The organism is Pseudomonas sp. LBUM1678 (assembly GCF_059695575.1).
Genome location: NZ_CP166775.1, coordinates 2983244 through 3004309, shown reverse-complemented (window position 1 = coordinate 3004309; position 21066 = coordinate 2983244). Strand labels below are relative to the sequence as shown.

At 60.1% G+C, this 21066-nt stretch carries 19 protein-coding genes; 13 read left to right on the top strand and 6 right to left on the bottom strand.

Translation table 11 applies throughout. The features are described from left to right. The first annotated feature begins 31 nt into the window (after positions 1 to 31). Positions 32 to 1147 carry a Gfo/Idh/MocA family protein gene (locus ACA070_RS13885; RefSeq protein WP_497451621.1) on the top strand — a complete coding sequence of 372 codons (1116 nt, stop codon included), beginning with the start codon at positions 32 to 34 and terminating at the stop codon, positions 1145 to 1147. A 3-nt stretch (positions 1148 to 1150) separates the two neighbouring features. Here ACA070_RS13885 and ACA070_RS13880 read toward each other — a convergent pair whose 3' ends face one another. From ACA070_RS13880 to ACA070_RS13860, 5 genes are all read right to left on the bottom strand, one after another. Next, positions 1151 to 1777 (bottom strand): trimeric intracellular cation channel family protein, encoded by a 627-nt coding sequence (locus ACA070_RS13880; RefSeq protein ID WP_497451620.1) that lies wholly within the window; start codon positions 1775 to 1777, stop codon positions 1151 to 1153. 409 nt (positions 1778 to 2186) lie between these two features. Next, on the bottom strand, positions 2187 to 2441 hold the full coding sequence (locus ACA070_RS13875) for a DUF1652 domain-containing protein (protein ID WP_497451619.1): 255 nt from the start codon (positions 2439 to 2441) through the stop codon (positions 2187 to 2189). Positions 2442 to 2636: 195 nt separating this feature from the next. Next, a complete protein-coding gene (locus tag ACA070_RS13870; RefSeq protein ID WP_497451618.1) occupies positions 2637 to 4133 on the bottom strand; it encodes a helix-turn-helix transcriptional regulator in 1497 nt (498 codons plus the stop codon). 377 nt (positions 4134 to 4510) lie between these two features. Continuing rightward, the gene (locus ACA070_RS13865; protein WP_497451617.1) at positions 4511 to 5794 is read right to left on the bottom strand and encodes a Zn-dependent hydrolase; all 1284 of its coding nucleotides are present in this window, start codon (positions 5792 to 5794) and stop codon (positions 4511 to 4513) included. Between the two features lie 141 nt (positions 5795 to 5935). Next, positions 5936 to 7420 (bottom strand): NCS1 family nucleobase:cation symporter-1, encoded by a 1485-nt coding sequence (locus ACA070_RS13860; protein WP_497451616.1) that lies wholly within the window; start codon positions 7418 to 7420, stop codon positions 5936 to 5938. Here ACA070_RS13860 and ACA070_RS13855 point away from each other — a divergent pair. The 4 genes from ACA070_RS13855 (at position 7419) to preA (ending at position 12259) form a co-directional block, all read left to right on the top strand. Continuing rightward, complete coding sequence (locus ACA070_RS13855) at positions 7419 to 7571, top strand: hypothetical protein (RefSeq protein WP_497451615.1); 153 nt, start codon at positions 7419 to 7421, stop codon at positions 7569 to 7571. The genes ACA070_RS13860 and ACA070_RS13855 overlap by 2 nt on opposite strands. Positions 7572 to 7973: 402 nt before the next feature. Beyond that, positions 7974 to 9413: a dihydropyrimidinase gene (gene hydA / locus ACA070_RS13850; RefSeq protein WP_497451614.1), complete on the top strand. Its 1440-nt coding sequence runs from the start codon at positions 7974 to 7976 to the stop codon at positions 9411 to 9413. Positions 9414 to 9616: 203 nt separating this feature from the next. Beyond that, complete coding sequence (locus tag ACA070_RS13845; protein ID WP_497451613.1) at positions 9617 to 10984, top strand: NAD(P)-dependent oxidoreductase; 1368 nt, start codon at positions 9617 to 9619, stop codon at positions 10982 to 10984. Next, the gene (preA, locus tag ACA070_RS13840) at positions 10985 to 12259 is read left to right on the top strand and encodes an NAD-dependent dihydropyrimidine dehydrogenase subunit PreA (RefSeq protein ID WP_462027450.1); all 1275 of its coding nucleotides are present in this window, start codon (positions 10985 to 10987) and stop codon (positions 12257 to 12259) included. It abuts the gene before it with no gap. 141 nt (positions 12260 to 12400) lie between these two features. Here preA and ACA070_RS13835 read toward each other — a convergent pair whose 3' ends face one another. Next, entirely contained in the window at positions 12401 to 13021 is a 621-nt protein-coding gene (locus tag ACA070_RS13835) for a TetR/AcrR family transcriptional regulator (protein WP_084320882.1), read from the bottom strand. Positions 13022 to 13159: 138 nt separating this feature from the next. On the opposite strand from ACA070_RS13835, the gene copC reads away from it, so the two are divergent. The 8 genes from copC (at position 13160) to ACA070_RS13795 (ending at position 20915) form a co-directional block, all read left to right on the top strand. Next, entirely contained in the window at positions 13160 to 13525 is a 366-nt protein-coding gene (gene copC / locus ACA070_RS13830) for a copper homeostasis periplasmic binding protein CopC (RefSeq protein WP_497451612.1), read from the top strand. Positions 13526 to 13528: 3 nt separating this feature from the next. Continuing rightward, the gene (gene copD, locus ACA070_RS13825; protein ID WP_497451611.1) at positions 13529 to 14386 is read left to right on the top strand and encodes a copper homeostasis membrane protein CopD; all 858 of its coding nucleotides are present in this window, start codon (positions 13529 to 13531) and stop codon (positions 14384 to 14386) included. A 249-nt stretch (positions 14387 to 14635) separates the two neighbouring features. Then, positions 14636 to 15931, top strand: coding sequence for an OprD family porin (locus ACA070_RS13820; protein ID WP_497451610.1), 1296 nt, complete (start codon positions 14636 to 14638; stop codon positions 15929 to 15931). 298 nt (positions 15932 to 16229) lie between these two features. Then, positions 16230 to 17048, top strand: coding sequence for an NAD-dependent epimerase/dehydratase family protein (locus ACA070_RS13815; protein WP_497451609.1), 819 nt, complete (start codon positions 16230 to 16232; stop codon positions 17046 to 17048). A gap of 53 nt (positions 17049 to 17101) precedes the next feature. Further along, positions 17102 to 17995, top strand: coding sequence for an SMP-30/gluconolactonase/LRE family protein (locus ACA070_RS13810; protein ID WP_497451608.1), 894 nt, complete (start codon positions 17102 to 17104; stop codon positions 17993 to 17995). 61 nt (positions 17996 to 18056) lie between these two features. Next, entirely contained in the window at positions 18057 to 19028 is a 972-nt protein-coding gene (locus tag ACA070_RS13805) for a TRAP transporter substrate-binding protein (protein ID WP_497451607.1), read from the top strand. 78 nt (positions 19029 to 19106) lie between these two features. Beyond that, positions 19107 to 19634, top strand: a complete 528-nt coding sequence (locus ACA070_RS13800) for a TRAP transporter small permease (RefSeq protein ID WP_497451606.1) — start codon at positions 19107 to 19109, stop codon at positions 19632 to 19634. Continuing rightward, positions 19635 to 20915 (top strand): TRAP transporter large permease, encoded by a 1281-nt coding sequence (locus ACA070_RS13795; RefSeq protein WP_497451605.1) that lies wholly within the window; start codon positions 19635 to 19637, stop codon positions 20913 to 20915. Positions 20916 to 21066 lie beyond the last annotated feature (151 nt).

Genomic DNA, 21066 nt, shown 5'->3' with positions numbered 1-21066 from the left:
TCTGAAAATAAAATTCAAAAGGCCTTCCATCATGCGCGAACTCGGAATCGGACTCATCGGCACAGGATTCATGGGCCGCGCCCACGCCCTGGCCTTTCGCAACGTCAGCGCAGTGTTCGAACTCCCCCTGAAGCTCAAACTGGCCGCCCTCGCCGACGCCGATCCACACCGCGCGCGACATTGCGCTGACGCCTGGGGTTTCGAAACCGCGCACAGCGACTGGCAACAGCTGATCGATGACCCGAAGGTCAATCTGATCGCCATCACCACCCCCAATCACCTCCACTATCCCATGGCCATGGCCGCCCTCGCCGCTGGCAAACCGGTGTATTGCGAGAAACCTTTGGCGGTGAATCTGCAGCAAGCCAACGCCATGCGGCAGGCCGCCAAAGCCGCGGGCCTGGTGACGCGGGTGGGTTACAACTATCAGCACAACCCTATGATAGGGCTGGCGCGGGAGCTGATCGACAGTGGCAAGCTGGGGCAGATCATCAGTTTCCAGGGTGAGTTCAGCGAAGACTTCATGGCTGACCCTTCTTCGCCGTGGTCATGGCGTTGCGATGCCGATCACGCGGGCGGCGCGCTGGCGGATCTGGGCAGTCATTTGCTGGCGATGGCGCGCTATCTGGTGGGCGATGTCGAATCGGTGTGCGCCGACACCCAAACCGTACACCGGCAGCGTCCTGCGACGGCGGGCAGCCAGGAACAACGGCACATTGCGATCGACGATCAGGTTCACGCGTTGCTGCGGTTTGCCAACGGCGCGCGCGGTACGTTCAGCAGCAGTTGGCTCAAGCATGGCTACAAGAATCACCTGAGCTTCGAAATCAGCGGCACTGAAGGCACGCTGGCGTTCGACCAGGAACGCTTGAACGAGCTGCGGCTGTATCGCGCCGACCAGGACGGTTTCCAGCGTTTGCTCGCGGGGCCGAACCTGCCGGGTTACGCGGCGTTCAGTCCGGCGGCGGGTCATCAGTTGGGATACAACGAACTCAAGACGCTGGAAGTGCATGACCTGGTGATGGCGCTGGCCGGCCTTTCCAAGGGTGGCACTGACTTTGAGCAAGCGTGGGAAGTCGAACGCCTGGCGACGGCGATCCGCTTGGCGGCAAACGAATCACGCTGGGTCAGGATCGAGGACGTCTGAAGCTCAGGCGCCCGTAACTTTCGGCAACTGCCAGCCGTAACTCACTGACAGCATTCGCAACGCCAGGCACGCCGCCCCCGCCAGCAACGCGCAGGCCACGGGCGGCACGCCGCAACGGCGTCCAATAATCAGCACAGCGGCACCAACAAAGGCCGAACTCGCATACAGATCGGCCTGCAACACCACCGGCACTCGCGCCAGCACGATGTCGCGCAGCACCCCGCCACCCACGCCGGTAATGGTGCCCATAAGCATCGACACGAACGGCGAGATGCCGAAATTCAGCGCCTTCTGCGCCCCGGCCACGGCGAACAACGCGAGCCCGGCGGCGTCCAGGACGATCAACGTCGAACCGGACCAGCTCAGCACCTGTTCATGCAGGACAAACGCGACCCCGCCCATCAAAAAGGCCAGCGCCGGATAACGCCAATCGGCGACGGCATTGGGCGGCGTGGCGCCGATCAACAGATCCCGGGTGACCCCGCCACCCAGGGCGACGATGAAAGCGATCACCATCACCCCAAGCAGGTCGAGGTTGCTGCGCATGGCGCTGATCGCGCCTTCAACGGCAAACACCGCGGTGCCGACCAGGTCGGCCACCAACACGATTTTTTCGACACGGGGCTTCAACGATGCAGTCGCCCTGGCTTATTGAGTGACGCAACGGGTCAGCGTCGTTTCCCGGGTCACTTCCTCGGTTACTCTCGCATCTCCCATTACATCGGTTTGTTCAATGGTTTCGCAGGTGCGTTCAGGAATAGGTGGTGGTGCGGCAGGTGGCGGAGGTGGCGGACTGGCGCAACCGCTGAGAATCGCTACGCAGAAGGCGAGCGACAGAGGCGAAAAAGCACGTTTCCCAAGACTGTTCATAGGCTGTCCCGCGATAAGTAATCGACACTTTCCGCGACCCGACACACCTACCGCGAAGCCGCGGACTGGTCACAGAAAACAATACCCTCGCAGTTCTTATAGCCTAGCCAGCGGCCAATGCCAGCAAACAAGGCACTTTGCGCCTTCAACCCGGAAAAAACGACAGCTCCTACGAAACCGTATCCGACCGCCGGTGCAAGCTGTTGCTCTCAAGTTCATAACGCAGCTCGTCAATCAACGTCGTGACCGCTTCCGGGGATCTCAGGTTCGCGACGCTCAACCCACTGACCACCAGATCCACCTGCCCCGATACCGGGTGATACAGTTTCACCGTCACCGAGTTGTCACCCGACACACTGCAGTCACAAGCCAGCGGGGAAAAGTGCTGTTCCAGTTGCGCACGCAATTGCGTCAGATAAATCATCGCGATTCACCCATGGGCCGGCTGACCCCGTCGACTGAAAATCTGTTGAATTGGCCAAGCATGCGGCTGTTCCTTAAGCTGTTTCGTAGAGGAGACGACACCGGCAAAAGATCCGTGTCGCACCCTTACAGACTAAGAATTGCCACCGCCCGCCAGAACATCCATTTGCACTGCCCGACCTAGTGCATTTGCACCTTAGCGCTGCCCCTTCGGCCGCCACTCGCTGGAGAACAAACCGCGCTCGCGAGCCCACACAATCGCCTCGCTGCGACTGTGTACATCAAGCTTGGAATACACCGTCGACACATGGTTGCGCACGGTGTTGGGCGCCAGTTTCAGGCGTGCCGCAATTTCCTTGTCCGCCAGGCCCTCGCAGATCAGGCCGAGCACATCGCGCTCGCGGGCGGTCAGGTCGGTGAAGGACACGCTGGGCAACTGCGGCGAGTTGATGTTCTTCACGTTGGCGAGTTTCTCGATCAGCGTTCGGGTGAACCACGAGGCATCTTTCATCACCTCCTCGATCGCCGACACCAGCTCCAGCTCGGTGCGCTTGCGTTCGGTGATGTTCATCAACACCAGCAGGTAGCAAGGCTTGTCCTGAATATTCACGGTGTCGGCCGACACCGTGCAGTCAATCAGGGTCGAGTCTTTCCTGCGGATCCTGACATCGACCCGATCCAGGCTACCGGCCTTCTCCAACGCCGCAAACACCCGGCTGCGCGCGCCCTTGTCATCGATGAAGTCGATCTCTGCAACGGTCTTGCCGAGCACTTCTTCACTGGGGTACGCGAGGGTATCCAGAAAGGCTTCGTTGACGTCGATCACCACCTGATCCTGCGCATCGCAGACCAATGTCGGCACCGGCGTCAGGCGAAACGCCTTGGCAAACCGCTCCTCGCTTTGACGCAGCGCAACCTCGGCCTTGTGTCGCGGCTCCATGTCGACGAAGGAAAACAGCATGCAGTCTTCCTCGTTGAACTCCAGCGGTTGACCGGCGACGATCACTTGCTTGCTGCCGCCGTCAGCCATTTTCAGCTCAGCCTGCATCTGCGGAATCGTCGCGTGCTCACGTAGGCGCTCGATCGCCAGGTCTTTCTTTTCGGCACCGTCAAGGATGTCCAGCTCATACGTCGATACCCCAATCACTTGCTCACGGGTATAGCCGGTCATTTCCAGGAAGCCTGCGTTGACCTTGATGTAACGCAAGTCACTGAGACGACAGATCACCGCCGGCGCCGGGTTGGCGTTGAAGGTCTTTTCGAAACGCTGCTCGGCGCTGGCCCACTCCGTGACATCGTCCATGATCAAAACCAGCAACTCCGGTTCGCCCGCCCTGTCGGCCAGCACCAGGCTGCGCACGCTGTGAACCCACGTCCGTTCTTCGTCATCGGCCGGCGTCACCTCCACCAGCACATCGCTGAACATCTCGCCTTTGGCAACGCGGCTGATCGGGTAATTCTCCGGCAGCACCGGGTGATTATTGCGATAGCGCAAGGCAAAGCGCCTGGCGTACTCCTTGGCATTGACGCCCAGTTCGCCGATCCGACTGACGCCGTGCATGGCCAGCGCGGCATCATTGGCCCACAGGATCGTCTGATCGAGTTCCAGCAGAATCACCCCGTCGGACAAACCGGCGATGATCTGCTGCAACTGACGGCGATTGGTTTCAGTGGTCAGGACGTCCTGGCTCATTGGATCTCCACGGGTGCAACGGCGCAGTGACACGCCGCCTGTGAAGATTACGACCGCGGGGGGGTGGGATAGTGCAAAGCAGGTGCAGCCGCTGTGGCACGTGTAGCAGCTGTCGAGCTTGCGAGGCTGCGTTCGGCGACGCAGCCGTCGCTCGATCCGGCACTGCGGTGTATCAGGAGATCCAGCACTCAGGATTTACGACGACTTCGTCGCCGAACGCAGCCTCGCAGGCTCGACAGCTGCTACAGGCGGTGTGACTACTGCGTTGGGTGTTCGACGACATCGTGTTGCTCCACTGTTTGAGGGGTTCAACAGGATGACGATTGAGGCATCGGGTTTGTGACGTGCGCTGAAATTTTCAGCGTACGTCACAGGTTTCAGGCCGCCAACTGGCCGCTGGCAATCGCTGCCGAAGCCGCCAGCATCGCCCGTAACAGGACCGCACAGCCGGCCGCCAGGTCATCCGGCGCGGCGTTTTCGATTTCGTTGTGGCTGATACCGCCTTCGCACGGCACGAAGATCATCCCGGCCGGGCCGAGTTCGGCGAGGAAAATCGCGTCGTGCCCTGCTCCGCTGACGATGTCCATGTGCGACAGCCCCAGACCCTGGGCGGCGCCACGTACCGCTTCGACGCAACCCTTGTCGAAGTACAGCGGCGGGAAGTCGGCGGTGGGCGTGAGTTCGAAGGTCAGGCCGTGTTCCTCGCAAGTGGTTTCGATGACTTCGCGGACTTCGGCGATCATCGAGTCCAGGCGCGCCGGTTCCAGATGCCGAAAGTCCAGGGTCATGCGCACTTCGCCGGGGATGACGTTGCGTGAGCCGGGATAGGCTTGCAGGCAACCGACGGTGCCGCAGGCGTGAGGTTGATGGCCGAGAGCGGCGCGGTTCACCGCACCGACGATCACCGCGGCGCCGACCAGGGCATCCTTGCGCAGGTGCATCGGCGTCGGGCCGGCGTGGGCTTCGACGCCGCGCAGTTTCAGGTCGAACCATTTCTGGCCGAGGGCGCCCATCACCACGCCGATGGTTTTGCGTTCGTCTTCGAGGATCGGGCCTTGCTCGATGTGCGCCTCGAAATAGGCACCGACGGCGTGCCCGCTGACTTTACGTGGGCCGGCGTAGCCGATGGCATTGAGTGCTTCGCCGACGGTGACGCCCTCGGCATCGACCTTGGCCAGGGTTTCTTCAAGGGTGAATTTTTCCGCGAACACGCCGGAGCCCATCATGCACGGGGCGAAGCGCGAGCCTTCTTCGTTGGTCCAGACCACCACTTCCAGCGGCGCTTCGGTTTCCACGCCGAGGTCGTTGAGGGTCCTCAGCACTTCGACGCCGGCCAGCACACCGAAGCAGCCATCGAACTTGCCGCCGGTGGGTTGGGTGTCGATGTGGCTGCCGGTCATCACTGGTGGCAGGTTCGGGTTGCGCCCGGGGCGGCGGGCGAAGATGTTGCCGACGGCGTCGATGCTGACGGTGCAACCGGCCTCTTCGCACCAGTTGACGAAGATGTCCCGGGCCTGACGGTCCAGATCGGTCAGGGCCAGGCGGCAGACGCCACCCTTGACCGTGGCGCCGAGTCTGGCCAGGTCCATGAGCGACTGCCACAAGCGGTCGCGGTTGATGTGCTGATGGGTGGACTGCAGAACGTCTACAGCAGCGTTCATGATGATCTCCTCAGGCAGTTGTTATGGATTTCTTCAGGCATTTCTTTGGTGAATTTGAGGCCGCCATCGCGAGCAGGCTCGCTCCCACATTTGGAATGCATTCCCCTGTGGGAGCGAGCCTGCTCGCGATGGGGCCAGTGTTCACACCGCAGATTTCGCAACAGACGGGTTAGGTCGCATCGAGCACAACCCGTAATAAATCAGCCCACCCAGCGCCGAGCCGGTAAACCAGCCGTAGCTGTAAAACCAGCTAAACGCATCGCTGCCCAGCGACAGCACCGTCAGCATCACCGGCACGCCAAACGCAATAAACCCAAACCAGTTCCACGCCGGGTACACGTCATCGCGATATAACCCGGCCAGGTCCAGTTGCTGTTTCTTGATCAGGAAATAGTCCACCACCATGATCCCGGCGATCGGGCCCAGCAGGCTCGAATAACCCAGCAGCCAGTTGGAATACACCGTTTCCAGGCTCAGATCCGAGACGATCAACCCGAGTTTCTTCAACAGCTCATGGGCCATCAGCGCCAGGCCGACAAGGCCGGTGAGGATCACAGCTTTGGTGCGGTTGATGAACTTGGGCGCGACGTTCTGGAAGTCGTTGGTCGGCGAAACAATGTTGGCCGCGGTGTTGGTGGACAACGTGGCGATGATGATCAGCGCCATGGCCAACGCGACCCAGACCGGGCTCTGGATATGGCCGATCAGAGTGACCGGATCGGAGACGCTGACGCCCACCAGTTTGACAGAGGCCGCCGTCATCACTACGCCCAGCGAGGCGAACAGGAACATGGTCAGGGGCAAGCCGATGATCTGCCCGACGATCTGATCCTTCTGGCTTTTCGCATAGCGGCTAAAGTCCGGAATGTTCAGGGACAACGTGGCCCAGAACCCGACCATGGCGGTCAGCCCGGCGGCAAAGTAACTGACCACGCTGGCCCCTTCTGGACGCTTGGGCGGGATCGCCATCAATTCGGTCATCGATACGTTCGGCATGGCCCACACCAGCAGCCCCACGCCCACCAGCACCAACAACGGCGCCGAGAGGGTTTCGAGCCATTTGATCGAGTCCGCACCGCGAATCACCACCCACAGGTTCAAGGCCCAGAACACCATGAAGCCGATCACTTCACCGGTTCCGCCGAGGGTTTTCCAACCGTCGAACACCGAGCCGAGAAACAGGTGAATGGCCAGCCCGCCGAACATCGTCTGAATGCCGAACCAGCCACACGCCACCAGCGCACGGATCAGGCACGGAATGTTGGAGCCCAGAATGCCGAAGGACGAACGCAGCAGCACCGGAAACGGAATGCCGTACTTGGTGCCGGGAAAGGCGTTCAGGGTCAGCGGGATCAGAACGATGATGTTGGCGAACAGAATGGCCAGCAGTGCTTCGCCGACGCTCAGGCCGAAATAAGCGGTGAGCACGCCACCGAGGGTATAGGTCGGCACGCAGATCGCCATGCCAACCCACAACGCAGTGATGTGCCATTTGTTCCAGGTTCGTTCGCGCACCTTGGTCGGTGCCATGTCGTGGTTATAACGGGGACTGTCGAGGACGTCGGTGCCGGCTTCGAGCTCAAACAAGCCGTCGCGCTCGGTCACTTGCGATCTGATCTGTTGCATGGCCGCTCCACTGTTCTTTGAATTATTTTTTGCTCATCAGGGGCTGGCGGCATCAATAAACGTGCCGGGCACCCCGTTTGCGCATCGGGCAGTTCCACAAAAACTTCGCAACCAACTGATGTTTATCAGTTTTTATATAGAGTCCGGATAAGCCCCCGGTTATTTGCTTGTTCACTCAGGCCGAATGCCAGGCAAGTTGTCCGAAGAGCCAGGGATCAATCTGGTGCATGCCTGTTTTTTTTAAAGTTGCGCATCAACCATAGACCATCCTCAAGCAGCTGATTTCACATAAGAAATCTCGTCCATTTTTAGAACCTGTCAAGTGCGTCAAAATGGTTCGAGGCCACACCATTTTGGTGATTTTCATTTTTAATCGTTATTAATCAATACTTTAAAACATGAATAAGCTTATAAAAAATATTCTTGCTCATTCCATAAACTCAGACTAGCTTCTATTCCTGACAGCGTTGACAGGAATACACCTGTTTGCGTCGGCTTCATATAAAACATTTAGAACCGACATAAGTCGGTCATTGCCTGCGAGGAACTCGGAATGTCTCTGTTGATCCGTGGCGCCACCGTTATTACCCATGATGAAAGTTATCGCGCCGACGTCTATTGCGCCGACGGCGTGATTAAAGCCATCGGCGAAAATCTTGATGTTCCGGCCGGCGCCGAAGTGCTCGACGGCAGCGGCCAATACCTGATGCCTGGCGGCATCGACCCGCACACACACATGCAACTGCCCTTCATGGGCACCGTGGCCAGCGAAGACTTTTTCAGTGGCACCGCGGCAGGACTTGCCGGTGGCACCACGTCGATCATCGATTTCGTGATTCCCAATCCACAGCAATCCTTGATGGAGTCTTTTCATCAGTGGCGCGGCTGGGCCGAGAAATCGGCGTCGGATTACGGCTTCCACGTCGCCATTACCTGGTGGAGCGAACAGGTTCGCGAGGACATGGGGGAGCTGGTCAGCCAGTACGGGGTCAACAGCTTCAAACATTTCATGGCGTACAAGAACGCGATCATGGCGGCCGACGACACCTTGGTGGCGAGTTTCGAGCGCTGCCTGGAACTGGGCGCGGTGCCGACGGTGCACGCGGAAAACGGCGAGCTGGTCTATCACCTGCAGCGCAAGTTGATGGCCCAGGGCATGACCGGCCCGGAAGCGCATCCGTTGTCGCGGCCTTCTCAAGTGGAAGGCGAAGCCGCGAGCCGGGCGATCCGCATTGCCGAAACCCTGGGCACGCCGCTATACCTGGTGCATGTCTCGACCAAGGAAGCGCTGGACGAAATCACCTATGCCCGCAGCAAGGGCCAGCAAGTCTACGGCGAAGTGCTGGCCGGGCATTTGCTGCTGGACGACAGCGTCTACCAACACCCGGACTGGCAGACCGCCGCCGGTTACGTGATGAGCCCGCCCTTCCGTCCACGCGGCCATCAAGAGGCGCTTTGGCACGGGTTGCAATCCGGCAACCTGCACACCACCGCCACTGACCATTGCTGCTTCTGCGCCGAGCAAAAAGCCGCCGGCCGCGATGACTTCAGCAAGATCCCCAACGGCACCGCCGGTATCGAAGACCGCATGGCGGTGCTGTGGGATGAAGGGGTGAACACCGGGCGGTTGTCGATGCAGCATTTCGTGGCGCTGACTTCCACCAACACCGCGAAGATCTTCAATCTCTACCCGCGCAAAGGTGCGATTCGCGTGGGTGCGGATGCAGACCTGGTGCTGTGGGATCCGGAGGGGACGCGGACCATTTCGGCGAAGACTCACCACCAGCAGGTCGACTTCAACATCTTCGAAGGCAAGACCGTACGCGGCGTGCCGAGCCATACCGTGAGCCAGGGCCGGGTGGTTTGGGCGGATGGCGATCTGCGGGCCGAGCGTGGTGCCGGGCGGTATGTCGAACGGCCGGCTTATCCGGCGGTGTTTGATTTGCTGAGCAAGCGGGCTGAGTTGAACAGGCCGACTGCAGTGAAACGCTGACCCGTCCCTGTGGCGAGGGAGCTTGCTCCCGCTGGACTGCGCAGCAGGCCCAAAACCAGTCGACTCGGCGTGTCAGGACAACCGAGTTGGCTGGACATGGGGCGGCTTCGCCACCCAGCGGGAGCAAGCTCCCTCGCCACAGGATGATGTGAAAAAACCAATGCCCATCAGAGGCAGCCCTCAATAACCGTGAGGCCAACACCGTGATCAAGACTCTAAGCCACCTCCCGCATCCCTACGAGAATGCAGCCGCCCTCGCCGGCCATTTCACCGACCTCGCGCCGCCCCTCAACGACCGCCAGGCGCATCTGGAAGCCTCGCGCTGTCTGTATTGCTACGACGCGCCGTGCGTGAATGCCTGTCCGAGCGAGATCGACATTCCGTCGTTCATTCGCAATATCCATCAGGAAAACGTTCAGGGCGCCGCGCAGAAAATCCTCTCGGCGAACATCCTCGGCGGCAGTTGCGCCCGAGTGTGCCCGACGGAAATCCTCTGCCAGCAAGCTTGCGTGCGCAACAACGATCACGAGTGCGCACCGGTATTGATCGGTCTGTTGCAGCGTTACGCCGTCGACAACGCGCATTTCAGCGAACACCCCTTCCAGCGTGCCGCCTCTACCGGCAAACGTATCGCCGTGGTCGGTGCTGGCCCGGCCGGGTTGTCCTGTGCTCATCGCAGTGCGATGCATGGCCACGACGTGGTGATTTTCGAAGCCCGTGAAAAGGCCGGCGGCCTCAACGAATACGGGATCGCCAAATACAAACTGGTGAACGACTACGCGCAGAAGGAACTGGATTTTCTCTTGGCGATTGGCGGCATCGAAATCCGCCACGGCCAGAAACTCGGCGAGAACCTGACCCTCAGTGAACTGCATCAGCAATTCGACGCGGTGTTCCTCGGCCTCGGCCTGGCCGCCAGCAAACAACTCGGCTTGCCTCACGAGGATGCACCCGGCCTGCTGGCCGCAACCGATTACATCCGCGAACTGCGTCAGGCGGATGATCTGAGCCAACTGCCGCTGGCGGATCATTGCATCGTCCTCGGCGCCGGCAACACGGCCATCGACATGGCCGTGCAAATGGCCCGCCTCGGGGCCCGCGACGTGAATCTGGTGTACCGCCGCGGTGTCGAGGAAATGGGCGCCACCGGCCACGAACAGGACATCGCCAAAGCCAATCAAGTGCGCTTGCTGACCTGGGCACAGCCCGAAGAAGTGCTGCTCGACGACCAAGGCAACGTGCGCGGCATGCGCTTCGCCCGAACGCATCTGGTAGAAGGTCGTCTGCAAACCACCGGAGATACTTTCGAACTGGCCGCCGATGCGATTTTCAAAGCCATCGGCCAGGCCTTCGATGCAAGCGCCCTCGCCGATCCGCTGGCGCGCGAACTCAAGCGCCAAGGCGATCGAATCGAGGTCGATGAACAGCTGCGCACCAGCATCCCCGGCGTGTATGCCGGCGGCGACTGCACCAGCCTCGATCAGGACCTCACCGTGCAAGCCGTGCAGCACGGCAAACGGGCTGCCGAAGCCATCAACGTTCAACTGATGCTCAATGTGGAGGCTGCGTAAATGGCCGATCTTTCGATTGTCTTCGCCGGCATCAAATCCCCGAATCCATTCTGGCTGGCCTCCGCGCCGCCGACCGACAAGGCGTACAACGTGGTTCGCGCCTTCGAGGCGGGCTGGGGCGGCGTGGTCTGGAAAACCCTGGGTGAAGACCCGGCGGCGGTCAACGTTTCGTCGCGTTACTCCGCACTTTTCGGTGCCAACCGAGAAGTGGTGGGTTTCAACAATATCGAGCTGATCACCGACCGCTCGCTGGAGATCAACCTGCGGGAAATCACCCAGGTCAAAAAGGACTGGCCGGACCGCGCACTGATCGTTTCGCTGATGGTGCCCTGCGTCGAAGAGTCGTGGAAATTCATCCTGCCGCTGGTGGAAGCCACCGGCGCCGACGGCATCGAGCTGAACTTCGGTTGCCCGCATGGCATGCCGGAACGGGGCATGGGCGCGGCGGTCGGCCAGGTGCCGGAATACGTCGAGCAGGTCACCCGCTGGTGCAAGACGTATTGCTCGCTGCCGGTGATCGTCAAGCTCACGCCGAACATCACCGACATCCGCGTCGCCGCCCGTGCGGCCCATCGCGGCGGGGCCGATGCGGTGTCGCTGATCAACACCATCAACTCGATCACCAGCGTCAATCTGGAACGCATGGTCGCCAATCCTGCCGTCGGCAGCCAAAGCACCCATGGCGGTTATTGCGGCTCGGCGGTGAAGCCGATTGCGCTGAACATGGTCGCCGAAATCGCCCGCGACCCGCAGACCCAAGGCTTGCCAATCTCCGGCATTGGCGGCATCGGCAGTTGGCGCGATGCCGCGGAATTCATCGCCCTGGGCAGCGGCTCGGTGCAGGTGTGCACCGCGGCGATGCTGCATGGCTTCCGGATTGTCGAGGAGATGAAGGACGGGTTGTCACGCTGGATGGACAGTCAGGGTTACGCCAGCATCTCGGAGTTTTCCGGGCGGGCGGTGGGCAATACCACGGACTGGAAGTACCTGGACATCAACTATCAAGTGATCGCGAAGATTGACCAGGAAGCGTGCATTGGTTGCGGGCGTTGCCACATCGCTTGCGAAGATACTTCACACCAGGCGGTCGCCAGCCTGAAACAGGCGGACGGGACGCATAAGTATGAAGTGATTGATGATGAGTGCGTGGGCTGCAATTTGTGCCAGATCACCTGCCCGGTGGAGGACTGCATTGAGATGGTGCCAATGGAGAATGGGAAGCCGTTTCTGGATTGGAATCATGATCCGAGGAATCCGTACCATGTTGCGGTCTGAGATGTGCGTCGCCTGAACTGACGCCTTCGCGGGCAAGCCTCGCTCCTACAGGGTCCAGCGTTGATCATTTAATCGGTGACGACACAAAACCTGTAGGAGCGAGGCTTGCCCGCGAAGAGGCCAGCAGCCACCCCAAAAATATCAAGGCTCCAACCCGATCCCCCGCAATATCACACTCGTCACCGTCTGCACCGCCCGCTCGAACTGCATGTCCGACAGCGGCTGATGATCATTCAAAATATTCACCTGATGATCAAAGTCTGCGTAATGCTGGGTCGAGGCCCAGATCATGTACAGCAGGCTTGAAGGCTCCACCGGCAGGATGCGTTTGTCATCCACCCACTGGCGGATTTTCGCTTCTTTCATCTTCGCCCAGTCGTACAGGCTCGCGTCCAGCGCCACGCCCAGTGTGGGGGCGCCGTGGATGATTTCGTTGGCCCAGACTTTCGAGCCATAAGGCCGGCTGCGGGAGTGGTTCATCTTGGCGCGGATGTAGCTGCTGAGCACCACGCGCGGGTCGTCGAACATCTCGAAGCACAACGCGTCCTGCTTCCAGACTTCCAGCAGATCGAACAGCACCGCGCTGTACAGTTCGGTCTTGGTGCTGAAGTAGTAATGCAGGTTTGAGCGCGGCAGTTGCACTTCAGCTGCAATGTCGGCCATGGCGGTGCCGCCGAAGCCTTTTTCGGCAAAGACCTTTTCGGCCCCCAGCAAAATCTTCTCGACGTTACTGCGACGAATCTCGATCTTGTGATTGCCCATGAAGCCTCCCTGACAACAGCGTTGGCCAAGACTAGCATCCGCTCTACCTCGCGGCGACAAGGGAAAACGAAACTTCGTACACCCAGGTTCTCGCAGGTAAACTGGCGCCTCTTCGAACTTGCCTCTGAGGTCTTCACGATGCTGCTCAAGAAAGCCCTGACCACCGCCGCCCTGCTCGGCTCGATGCTCGCCGCTTCGTCGGTGTTTGCCCATGCCCATCTGAAAGACCAGACCCCGGCCGCCGACAGCACCGTGAGCGCGCCGTCAGAACTGCGCCTGGTGTTTTCCGAAGGCGTCGAAGCGACTTTCACCAAGGTCACGATCAGCAAGGACGGTGCCGATGTGCCCGTGAAAAACCTGGCCACCGAAGGCAGTGACAAGAAGGCCCTGATCGTCACGCCAGCAGTGCCTCTGACGACGGGGACCTACAAAGTCGAATGGCATGCGGTGTCGGTCGATACCCACAAAAGTGAAGGCGCGTACAGCTTCAAGGTTGGCCAGTAATTCATGACCAACGCGATGGTGCTGTGCCGCTTTCTGCATTTCACCGTGGTACTGATGCTGTTCGGGGCCTGGGTGTTCAGGCCTTTGCTTTTAGGCCGTGACACGACGCTGGATCAGCCGCTGGTGCGAGTGACCCGATTGCTCGCTGCGGTGGCGCTGGTCACTGGGGTCTGCTGGTTGCTGTTGATCACCGCCAGCATGGCCGGGGCCTGGGACGCGGCATTCGATCCGTCGACCCTGCGGCTGGTGGTGGGCAACGCGTTTTTCGGTCAGGTCTGGCGCTGGCATCTGCTGTTCAATGTTCTGTTGGTGGCGCTGCTGCTGACGCCATTGTGCTCCAGCATGCCCCTGCGGATCGGCCTCGCGAGCCTGTTGTTGGCGACCCTTGCACCGGTTGGTCACGGCGCCATGCTCGACGGCCTCAGCGGCCAACTGCTGATCCTTAATCAAATCATTCACCTGACCTGTGTCGGCGCCTGGCTTGGGGGGTTGATGCTGTTGGTGATGATCCTGCGGCAACCGACGGGACATCCCGTCCGCGCACTATTGCTGCGTTTTAGTGGCGTCGGTTATGCCTTGGTCGCCGGGTTGCTGGTGACCGGTTTGATCAACGTGCGTGTCCTCACCGGGCAGTTTTGGCCAACGCCGTTGCTGTCCGGGTTTGCGTTGATTCTGCTGATCAAGGTTGTGTTAGTGGCGATGATGCTGGGGTTGGCGTTGTTCAATCGGTTGCGGATCAAGGCGTGCGAGCAACGCCTGGCGACGCTGAGAACCAGCGTGATCGTGGAATGGTTATTGGGGATAGGCGCAGTGGCTGCGGTTTCCCTGCTGGGCACCCTGCCCCCGATGATCGTGAACTGAAACCGGGCCCCTGTGGGAGCGAGCCTGCTCGCGATGGCGGCGGCACAGTCAACATCAATGCAAGCTGAACTACCGCTATCGCGAGCAGGCTCGCTCCCACAGGGGTTCGCCTACATGAAGTGAGCTCCTCCGCAACTCATCGTACAACTTCTGATTGACATTCCCTGAAAGCCCCGCAAATAATCGCCCCAATGTTGTACGACGACGTATGACAAAAAATAAAAACAACAAAAAAAAGGGAGCGTCACTGTGAGCAAACTCGTCCGCAATTCCTTCGCCAGCACCCCTCGCCCGACCTTCGTACGCCGCCACACCCTGAGCCTGATCGGTTGCAGCAGCCTGGCCTTCGCCTTGCCCATGACCAGCAACGCAGAAGGTTTCGTTGATGACGCCAAAGCCACGCTGAACCTGCGCAACGCCTATATCAATCGCAACTACACCAACCCGGCCTATCCACAGGGCAAGGCTGAAGAGTGGACGCAGAACTTCATCCTCGACGCCAGGTCCGGGTTCACTCCGGGGCCCGTGGGTTTCGGCGTGGATGTGCTGGGTCTGTACTCGCAAAAACTCGACGGCGGCAAAGGCACGGGTGGCACACAACTGTTGCCGATCCACGATGACGGCCGTCCTGCCGACAATTTCGGTCGCATGGGCGTGGCGCTGAAAGGCAAAATCTCGAAGACCGAAGTTAAGGTCGGGGAATGGATGCCGGTGCTGCCGATCCTGCGCTCCGACGATGGCCGCTCGCTGCCGCAAACCTTCCGGGGCGGACAGGTGACGTCCACCGAGATCAGCGGCCTGACGCTCTACGGCGGCCAGTTCCGCCAGAACAGCCCGCGTAACGATGCGAGCATGGAAGACATGTCCATGAACACCAAAGCCGCGTTCACCTCGGACCGCTTCAACTTTGGTGGCGGCGAATATGCCTTCAATGACAAGCGCACCCAGGTCGGCGTCTGGTACTCGGAACTCAGCGACATTTACCAGCAGCAATATTTCAACCTGAGCCACAGCCAGCCCATCGGCGACTGGACCTTGGGCGCCAACCTCGGCTACTTCATCGGCAAGGAAGACGGCAGCGCCTTCGCTGGCGACCTGGACAACAAAACCGCGTTCGCCATGCTTTCGGCCAAGTACGGCGGCAACACCTTCTATGTCGGCCTGCAAAAACTCAGCGGCGACGATGTCTGGATGCGGGTCAACGGTACCAGCGGCGGCACCCTGGCCAACGACAGTTACAACTCCAGCTACGACAACGCCAAGGAAAAATCCTGGCAGCTGCGCCACGACTACAACTTCGTCGCCCTCGGCATCCCCGGCCTGACGATGATGAACCGCTACATCAGCGGCGATAACGTGCACACCGGGGCGATCACCGACGGCAAGGAATGGGGCCGCGAATCGGAACTGGCCTACACCGTGCAAAGCGGCCCGCTGAAGAACCTCAACGTCAAATGGCGCAACGCGACCATCCGCAAGAGCTTCAGCACCAACGAATTCGACGAAAACCGGATCTTCATCAGCTACCCGATTTCGTTGTTGTAACGCAGACATCCTTGGCAGGCTCACATTAAATCTGTGGCGAGGGAGCTTGCTCCCGCTGGGCTGCGAAGCGGCCCCCTGCAATCATCCAGGAAAAACGGATTGTATGATTTACGTCTGCTTCACAGCCGAGCGGGAGCAAGCTCCCTCGCCACAGACGTCTTGCTTGACACAAAGATGTGCGTAATGACCCTCCGTCATTTTCAACCAAAGTCGCGTTGACAAGACTCGGAAAGCCTAACGATACTCCGACAAAGTCATACGACAACTTACAACAATAATTGCGTACTCAGGGACTTCCATGACCAGCACTCCTACAGCCCCTTTCAATCGTCTGCTGCTGACCGGTGCCGCCGGTGGCCTGGGTAAAGTCTTGCGCGAAAGCCTGCGCCCTTATGCCAACGTCATTCGCCTGTCGGACATCGCCAACATGGCACCGGCCGTCGATGACCGCGAAGAAGTCGTCACCTGCGATCTGGCCGACAAGCAGGCCGTCCACCAACTGGTCGAAGGTGTGGACGCGATCCTGCACTTCGGCGGCGTATCGACGGAGCGCTCGTTTGAAGAAATCCTCGGCGCCAACATCTGCGGCGTCTTCCACATCTACGAAGCTGCGCGCCGTCATGGCGTGAAGCGGGTGATTTTCGCCAGTTCCAACCACGTCATCGGGTTCTACAAGCAAGGCGAAATCATCGACGCCCAGTGCCCTCGCCGCCCGGACAGCTACTACGGCCTGTCCAAGTCCTACGGCGAAGACATGGCCAGTTTCTACTTCGATCGCTACGGCATCGAGACCGTCAGCATCCGCATCGGCTCCTCGTTCCCGGAACCGCAAAACCGCCGAATGATGAGCACCTGGCTGAGCTTCGGCGACCTGACCCATTTGCTCGAACGCGCGCTGTACGCCCCCAACGTCGGCCACACCGTGGTCTACGGCATGTCCGATAACAAGAACGTCTGGTGGGACAACCGTCTCGCGACCGCCCTGGGTTTTGCACCTCAGGACACCTCCGAAGTGTTCCGCGACAAAGTCGAAGCGCAACCGATGCCCGCCGCTGATGACCCGGCCATGGTTTACCAGGGTGGCGCGTTTGTCGCCTCCGGCCCGTTCGGTGACTGAACCCGCTGACCTCACTTGATCCCCACAACAAAAACCCAAGGGAATGAGTTGCCATGCAAGCCGAATTGATTGTCGATGCCCGTAACGCGGTCGGTGAAAGTCCGGTCTGGGTCCCCGAGGAAAACGCCCTGTATTGGGTGGATATTCCTGCCGGTGGACTGCAGCGCTGGAGCGCCGACAGCGGTCATGTCCATGCCTGGACCGCCCCGGAAATGCTCGCCTGCATCGCCCGCCACAGCGACGGCGGCTGGGTCGCCGGGATGGAAAGCGGCTTCTTCCATTTGCAACCGCACAACGACGGCAGCCTCGACAGCGAACTGCTCGCGCACGTCGATCATGCCCGCCCCGACATGCGCCTGAACGACGGTCGCTGTGATCGTCAGGGGCGTTTCTGGGCGGGCAGCATGGTGCTGAACATGGGCGCCAACGCCGCCGACGGCACGCTGTATCGCTACAGCGCCGGACAGCGTGGGCCGCTCGAAGCGCGACTCAACGGCTTCATCGTGCCCAACGGTCTGGGCTTCAGCCCGGACGGCCGGACGATGTACTTGTCTGATTCTCATCCCTTGGTTCAGCAGATCTGGGCCTTCGATTACGACATCGACAACGGCACGCCGTCCAATCGGCGGCTGTTCGTCGACATGAGTCAGTTCCCCGGCCGCCCCGACGGCGCCGCCGTCGATGCCGAAGGCTGCTACTGGATCTGCGCCAACGACGCCGGGCTGATTCACCGCTTCACCCCGGACGGCCAACTGGACCGATCCCTCGCCGTCCCCGTGAAAAAACCCACCATGTGCGCCTTCGGTGGCAGTCGACTGGACACGCTGTTCGTGACCTCGATCCGCCCCGGTGACGACCATGACCCTCAGTCATTGGCCGGCGGCGTGTTCGCACTCAACCCCGGCGTCAAAGGTTTACCGGAACCGCTTTTCAACGATCTGCTTTAACCGCTTCTGCTGCACCGCTGCGCCTTGAATACAAAAAAAATAACAAACTGGAGACACCCCCATGGACTTCAAACGCACCTTGCTCGCCGCTGCACTCCCCTTGGCCTTCACCCTCAGCAGTGCCGCTCAGGCGCTGGAAATCAAATTCGCCGACATTCACCCCGCCGGTTATCCGACCGTGGTGGCTGAGGAACAGCTGGGCAAAACCCTGGTGGCCGACAGTAACGGCACACTGACTTTCAAGATGTTCGCCGGCGGTGTGCTCGGCTCGGAAAAAGAGGTGATTGAACAAGCCCAGGTCGGCGCCATTCAAATGGCCCGGGTCAGCCTCGGCATCGTCGGGCCGGTGGTACCGGACGTGAACGTGTTCAACATGCCGTTCGTGTTCCGCGACCAGGCACACATGCGCAAAGTCATCGACGGTGCCGTGGGCGACGAGATCCTCGACAAGATCACCCAGTCCGAATTCAACCTCGTCGCCCTGGCCTGGATGGACGGCGGTACGCGCAACATCTACACGAAAAAACCGGTGCGTAAACTTGAAGACCTCAAGGGCATGAAAATCCGCGTGCAAGGCAACCCGATGTTCATCGAGACCATCAACGCCATGGGTGGCAACGGCATCGCGATGGACACCGGCGAGATCTTCAGTGCCTTGCAGACCGGGGTGATCGACGGCGCGGAAAACAACCCACCGACCCTGCTCGAACACAACCACTTCCAGAACGCCAAGTTCTACAGCCTGACCGGCCATTTGATCCTGCCTGAGCCTATCGTGATGTCGAAAATCACCTGGGACAAACTCACTCCCGAGCAGCAAGTCCTGGTGAAGAAAACCGCCAAAGCTGCACAGGCCCAGGAACGCACGTTGTGGGACGCCAAATCCGCCAGCAGCGAAGAAAAACTCAAGGCAGCGGGCGTCGAATTCATCACCGTCGACAAGAAACCTTTCTATGAGGCCACCGCCTCGGTCCGCGAAAAATATGGCGCGCCTTACGCCGACCTGATCAAGCGCATCGAAGCCGTTCAGTAACCCTCCCAGCACTCATGAAAGGCCCGGCGCCGCGGACGTTGGCTGACGCCCGCGCGCGCCCGGTTACGGTGAAACCCGATGAAGAATCTGCTGCTACGCATCAACGACAGGATTTACATGGCCTGCATCTGGGTCGCCGGTCTGTCGGTCCTGACCATTTCCCTGATCATTCCCTGGGGCGTCTTCGCCCGCTACGTACTCGGCACCGGCTCAAGCTGGCCGGAGCCCACCGCCATCCTGCTGATGATGGTCTTCACCTTCATCGGCGCCGCCGCCAGTTACCGCGCCGGTGCGCACATGGCGGTGGCGATGCTCACTGATCGCATGGCACCCGAGCTGCGCAGAGCCATGAGTATTTTCTCCCAGCTGTTGATGGCGACCATCTGCCTGTTCATGGCGATCTGGGGCACCAAGCTGTGCCTGTCGACCTGGAACCAGTTCATGAGCGCCATGCCGACGCTGCGCGTGGGCATTACCTACATGCCGATCCCGATTGGCGGAGTGCTGACGCTGATCTTTGTATTGGAAAAACTCTTGCTCGGTGACCAGAGCAATCGTCGGGTCGTGCGTTTCGACCTCGTTGAAGAAAGCGAAGGGGCTGCCTGAATGGACGCGTTGATTCTGTTGGGCAGTTTTATCGCGTTGATCCTGATCGGCATGCCGGTCGCCTATGCGCTGGGCCTTTCCGCCCTGATCGGCGCGTGGTGGATCGACATCCCGTTCCAGGCGCTGATGATTCAGGTCGCGGGCGGCGTGAACAAATTCTCCTTGCTGGCGATTCCGTTCTTCGTATTGGCGGGCGCGATCATGGCCGAGGGCGGCATGTCCCGGCGGCTGGTGGCGTTTGCCGGGGTGCTGGTCGGGTTTGTGCGAGGCGGCTTGTCGCTGGTCAACATCATGGCCTCGACCTTCTTCGGCGCAATCTCCGGTTCTTCAGTGGCCGACACCGCCTCGGTCGGTTCAGTGCTGATTCCGGAAATGGAACGCCGTGGTTATCCCCGGGAATTCGCCACGGCGGTCACCGTCAGCGGCTCGGTGCAAGCCCTGCTGACGCCGCCAAGCCACAACTCGGTGCTCTACTCGCTGGCGGCTGGCGGCACGGTGTCGATTGCGTCGCTGTTCATGGCCGGCGTGGTCCCGGGCCTGTTGATGAGCGCGTGCCTGATGGTGCTGTGCCTGATCTTCGCGAAAAAACGCAACTACCCCAAGGGCGAAGTCATTCCCTTGAAGCAGGCGCTGAAAATCTGCGGCGAAGCGATGTGGGGCCTGATGGCGATGGTCATCATCCTCGGCGGGATTCTCTCGGGTATTTTCACCGCCACCGAATCGGCGGCGATTGCGGTGCTGTGGTCGTTCTTCGTGACCATGTTCATCTACCGCGACTACAAGTGGAGCGAGTTGCCAAAACTGATGCATCGCACGGTGCGGACCATTTCGATCGTGATGATCCTGATCGGTTTTGCCGCGAGCTTCGGCTACATCATGACTCTGATGCAGATTCCGTCGAAGATCACCACGATGTTCCTGACCCTGTCGGATAACCGCTACGTGATCCTGATGTGCATCAACGTCATGCTGCTGTTGCTCGGCACCGTGATGGACATGGCGCCGCTGATCCTGATCCTGACGCCGATCCTGATGCCGGTGATTCTGGGCATTGGCGTGGACCCGGTGCAGTTCGGCATGATCATGCTGGTGAACCTGGGGATTGGATTGATCACGCCGCCGGTGGGCGCGGTATTATTTGTGGGGTCGGCCGTGGGCAAAGTCAGCATCGAAAAAACCGTGAAAGCGTTGCTGCCGTTCTACGCGGTGCTGTTCCTGGTGCTGATGGCCGTGACCTACATTCCGGCGCTGTCGCTGTGGTTGCCGCATTTGGTGTTGTAACAAATGGCCCCTCCGTAAACGAGGGGCACGCACATTCTTGTAGCAGCTGGCGAAGCCTGCGTTCGGCTGCGCAGCAGTCGCAAAACCAGACAACGCGGTGTATCAGGAAAACCGTGGATACCAAATTGACGACTGCTTCGCAGCCGAACGC

Bases quoted from the DNA above. Each gene is read 5' to 3' on its own strand.
- ACA070_RS13885 (WP_497451621.1), top strand. From the start codon at position 32: ATGCGCGAACTCGGAATCGGACTCATCGGCACAGGATTCATGGGCCGC.
- ACA070_RS13875 (WP_497451619.1), bottom strand. From the start codon at position 2,441: ATGATTTATCTGACGCAATTGCGTGCGCAACTGGAACAGCACTTTTCC.
- ACA070_RS13870 (WP_497451618.1), bottom strand. From the start codon at position 4,133: ATGAGCCAGGACGTCCTGACCACTGAAACCAATCGCCGTCAGTTGCAG.
- ACA070_RS13865 (WP_497451617.1), bottom strand. From the start codon at position 5,794: ATGAACGCTGCTGTAGACGTTCTGCAGTCCACCCATCAGCACATCAAC.
- ACA070_RS13855 (WP_497451615.1), top strand. From the start codon at position 7,419: ATGGCCGCTCCACTGTTCTTTGAATTATTTTTTGCTCATCAGGGGCTG.
- ACA070_RS13860 (WP_497451616.1), bottom strand. From the start codon at position 7,420: ATGCAACAGATCAGATCGCAAGTGACCGAGCGCGACGGCTTGTTTGAG.
- hydA (WP_497451614.1), top strand. From the start codon at position 7,974: ATGTCTCTGTTGATCCGTGGCGCCACCGTTATTACCCATGATGAAAGT.
- preA (WP_462027450.1), top strand. From the start codon at position 10,985: ATGGCCGATCTTTCGATTGTCTTCGCCGGCATCAAATCCCCGAATCCA.
- ACA070_RS13835 (WP_084320882.1), bottom strand. From the start codon at position 13,021: ATGGGCAATCACAAGATCGAGATTCGTCGCAGTAACGTCGAGAAGATT.
- copC (WP_497451612.1), top strand. From the start codon at position 13,160: ATGCTGCTCAAGAAAGCCCTGACCACCGCCGCCCTGCTCGGCTCGATG.
- copD (WP_497451611.1), top strand. From the start codon at position 13,529: ATGACCAACGCGATGGTGCTGTGCCGCTTTCTGCATTTCACCGTGGTA.
- ACA070_RS13815 (WP_497451609.1), top strand. From the start codon at position 16,230: ATGACCAGCACTCCTACAGCCCCTTTCAATCGTCTGCTGCTGACCGGT.
- ACA070_RS13810 (WP_497451608.1), top strand. From the start codon at position 17,102: ATGCAAGCCGAATTGATTGTCGATGCCCGTAACGCGGTCGGTGAAAGT.
- ACA070_RS13805 (WP_497451607.1), top strand. From the start codon at position 18,057: ATGGACTTCAAACGCACCTTGCTCGCCGCTGCACTCCCCTTGGCCTTC.
- ACA070_RS13800 (WP_497451606.1), top strand. From the start codon at position 19,107: ATGAAGAATCTGCTGCTACGCATCAACGACAGGATTTACATGGCCTGC.
- ACA070_RS13795 (WP_497451605.1), top strand. From the start codon at position 19,635: ATGGACGCGTTGATTCTGTTGGGCAGTTTTATCGCGTTGATCCTGATC.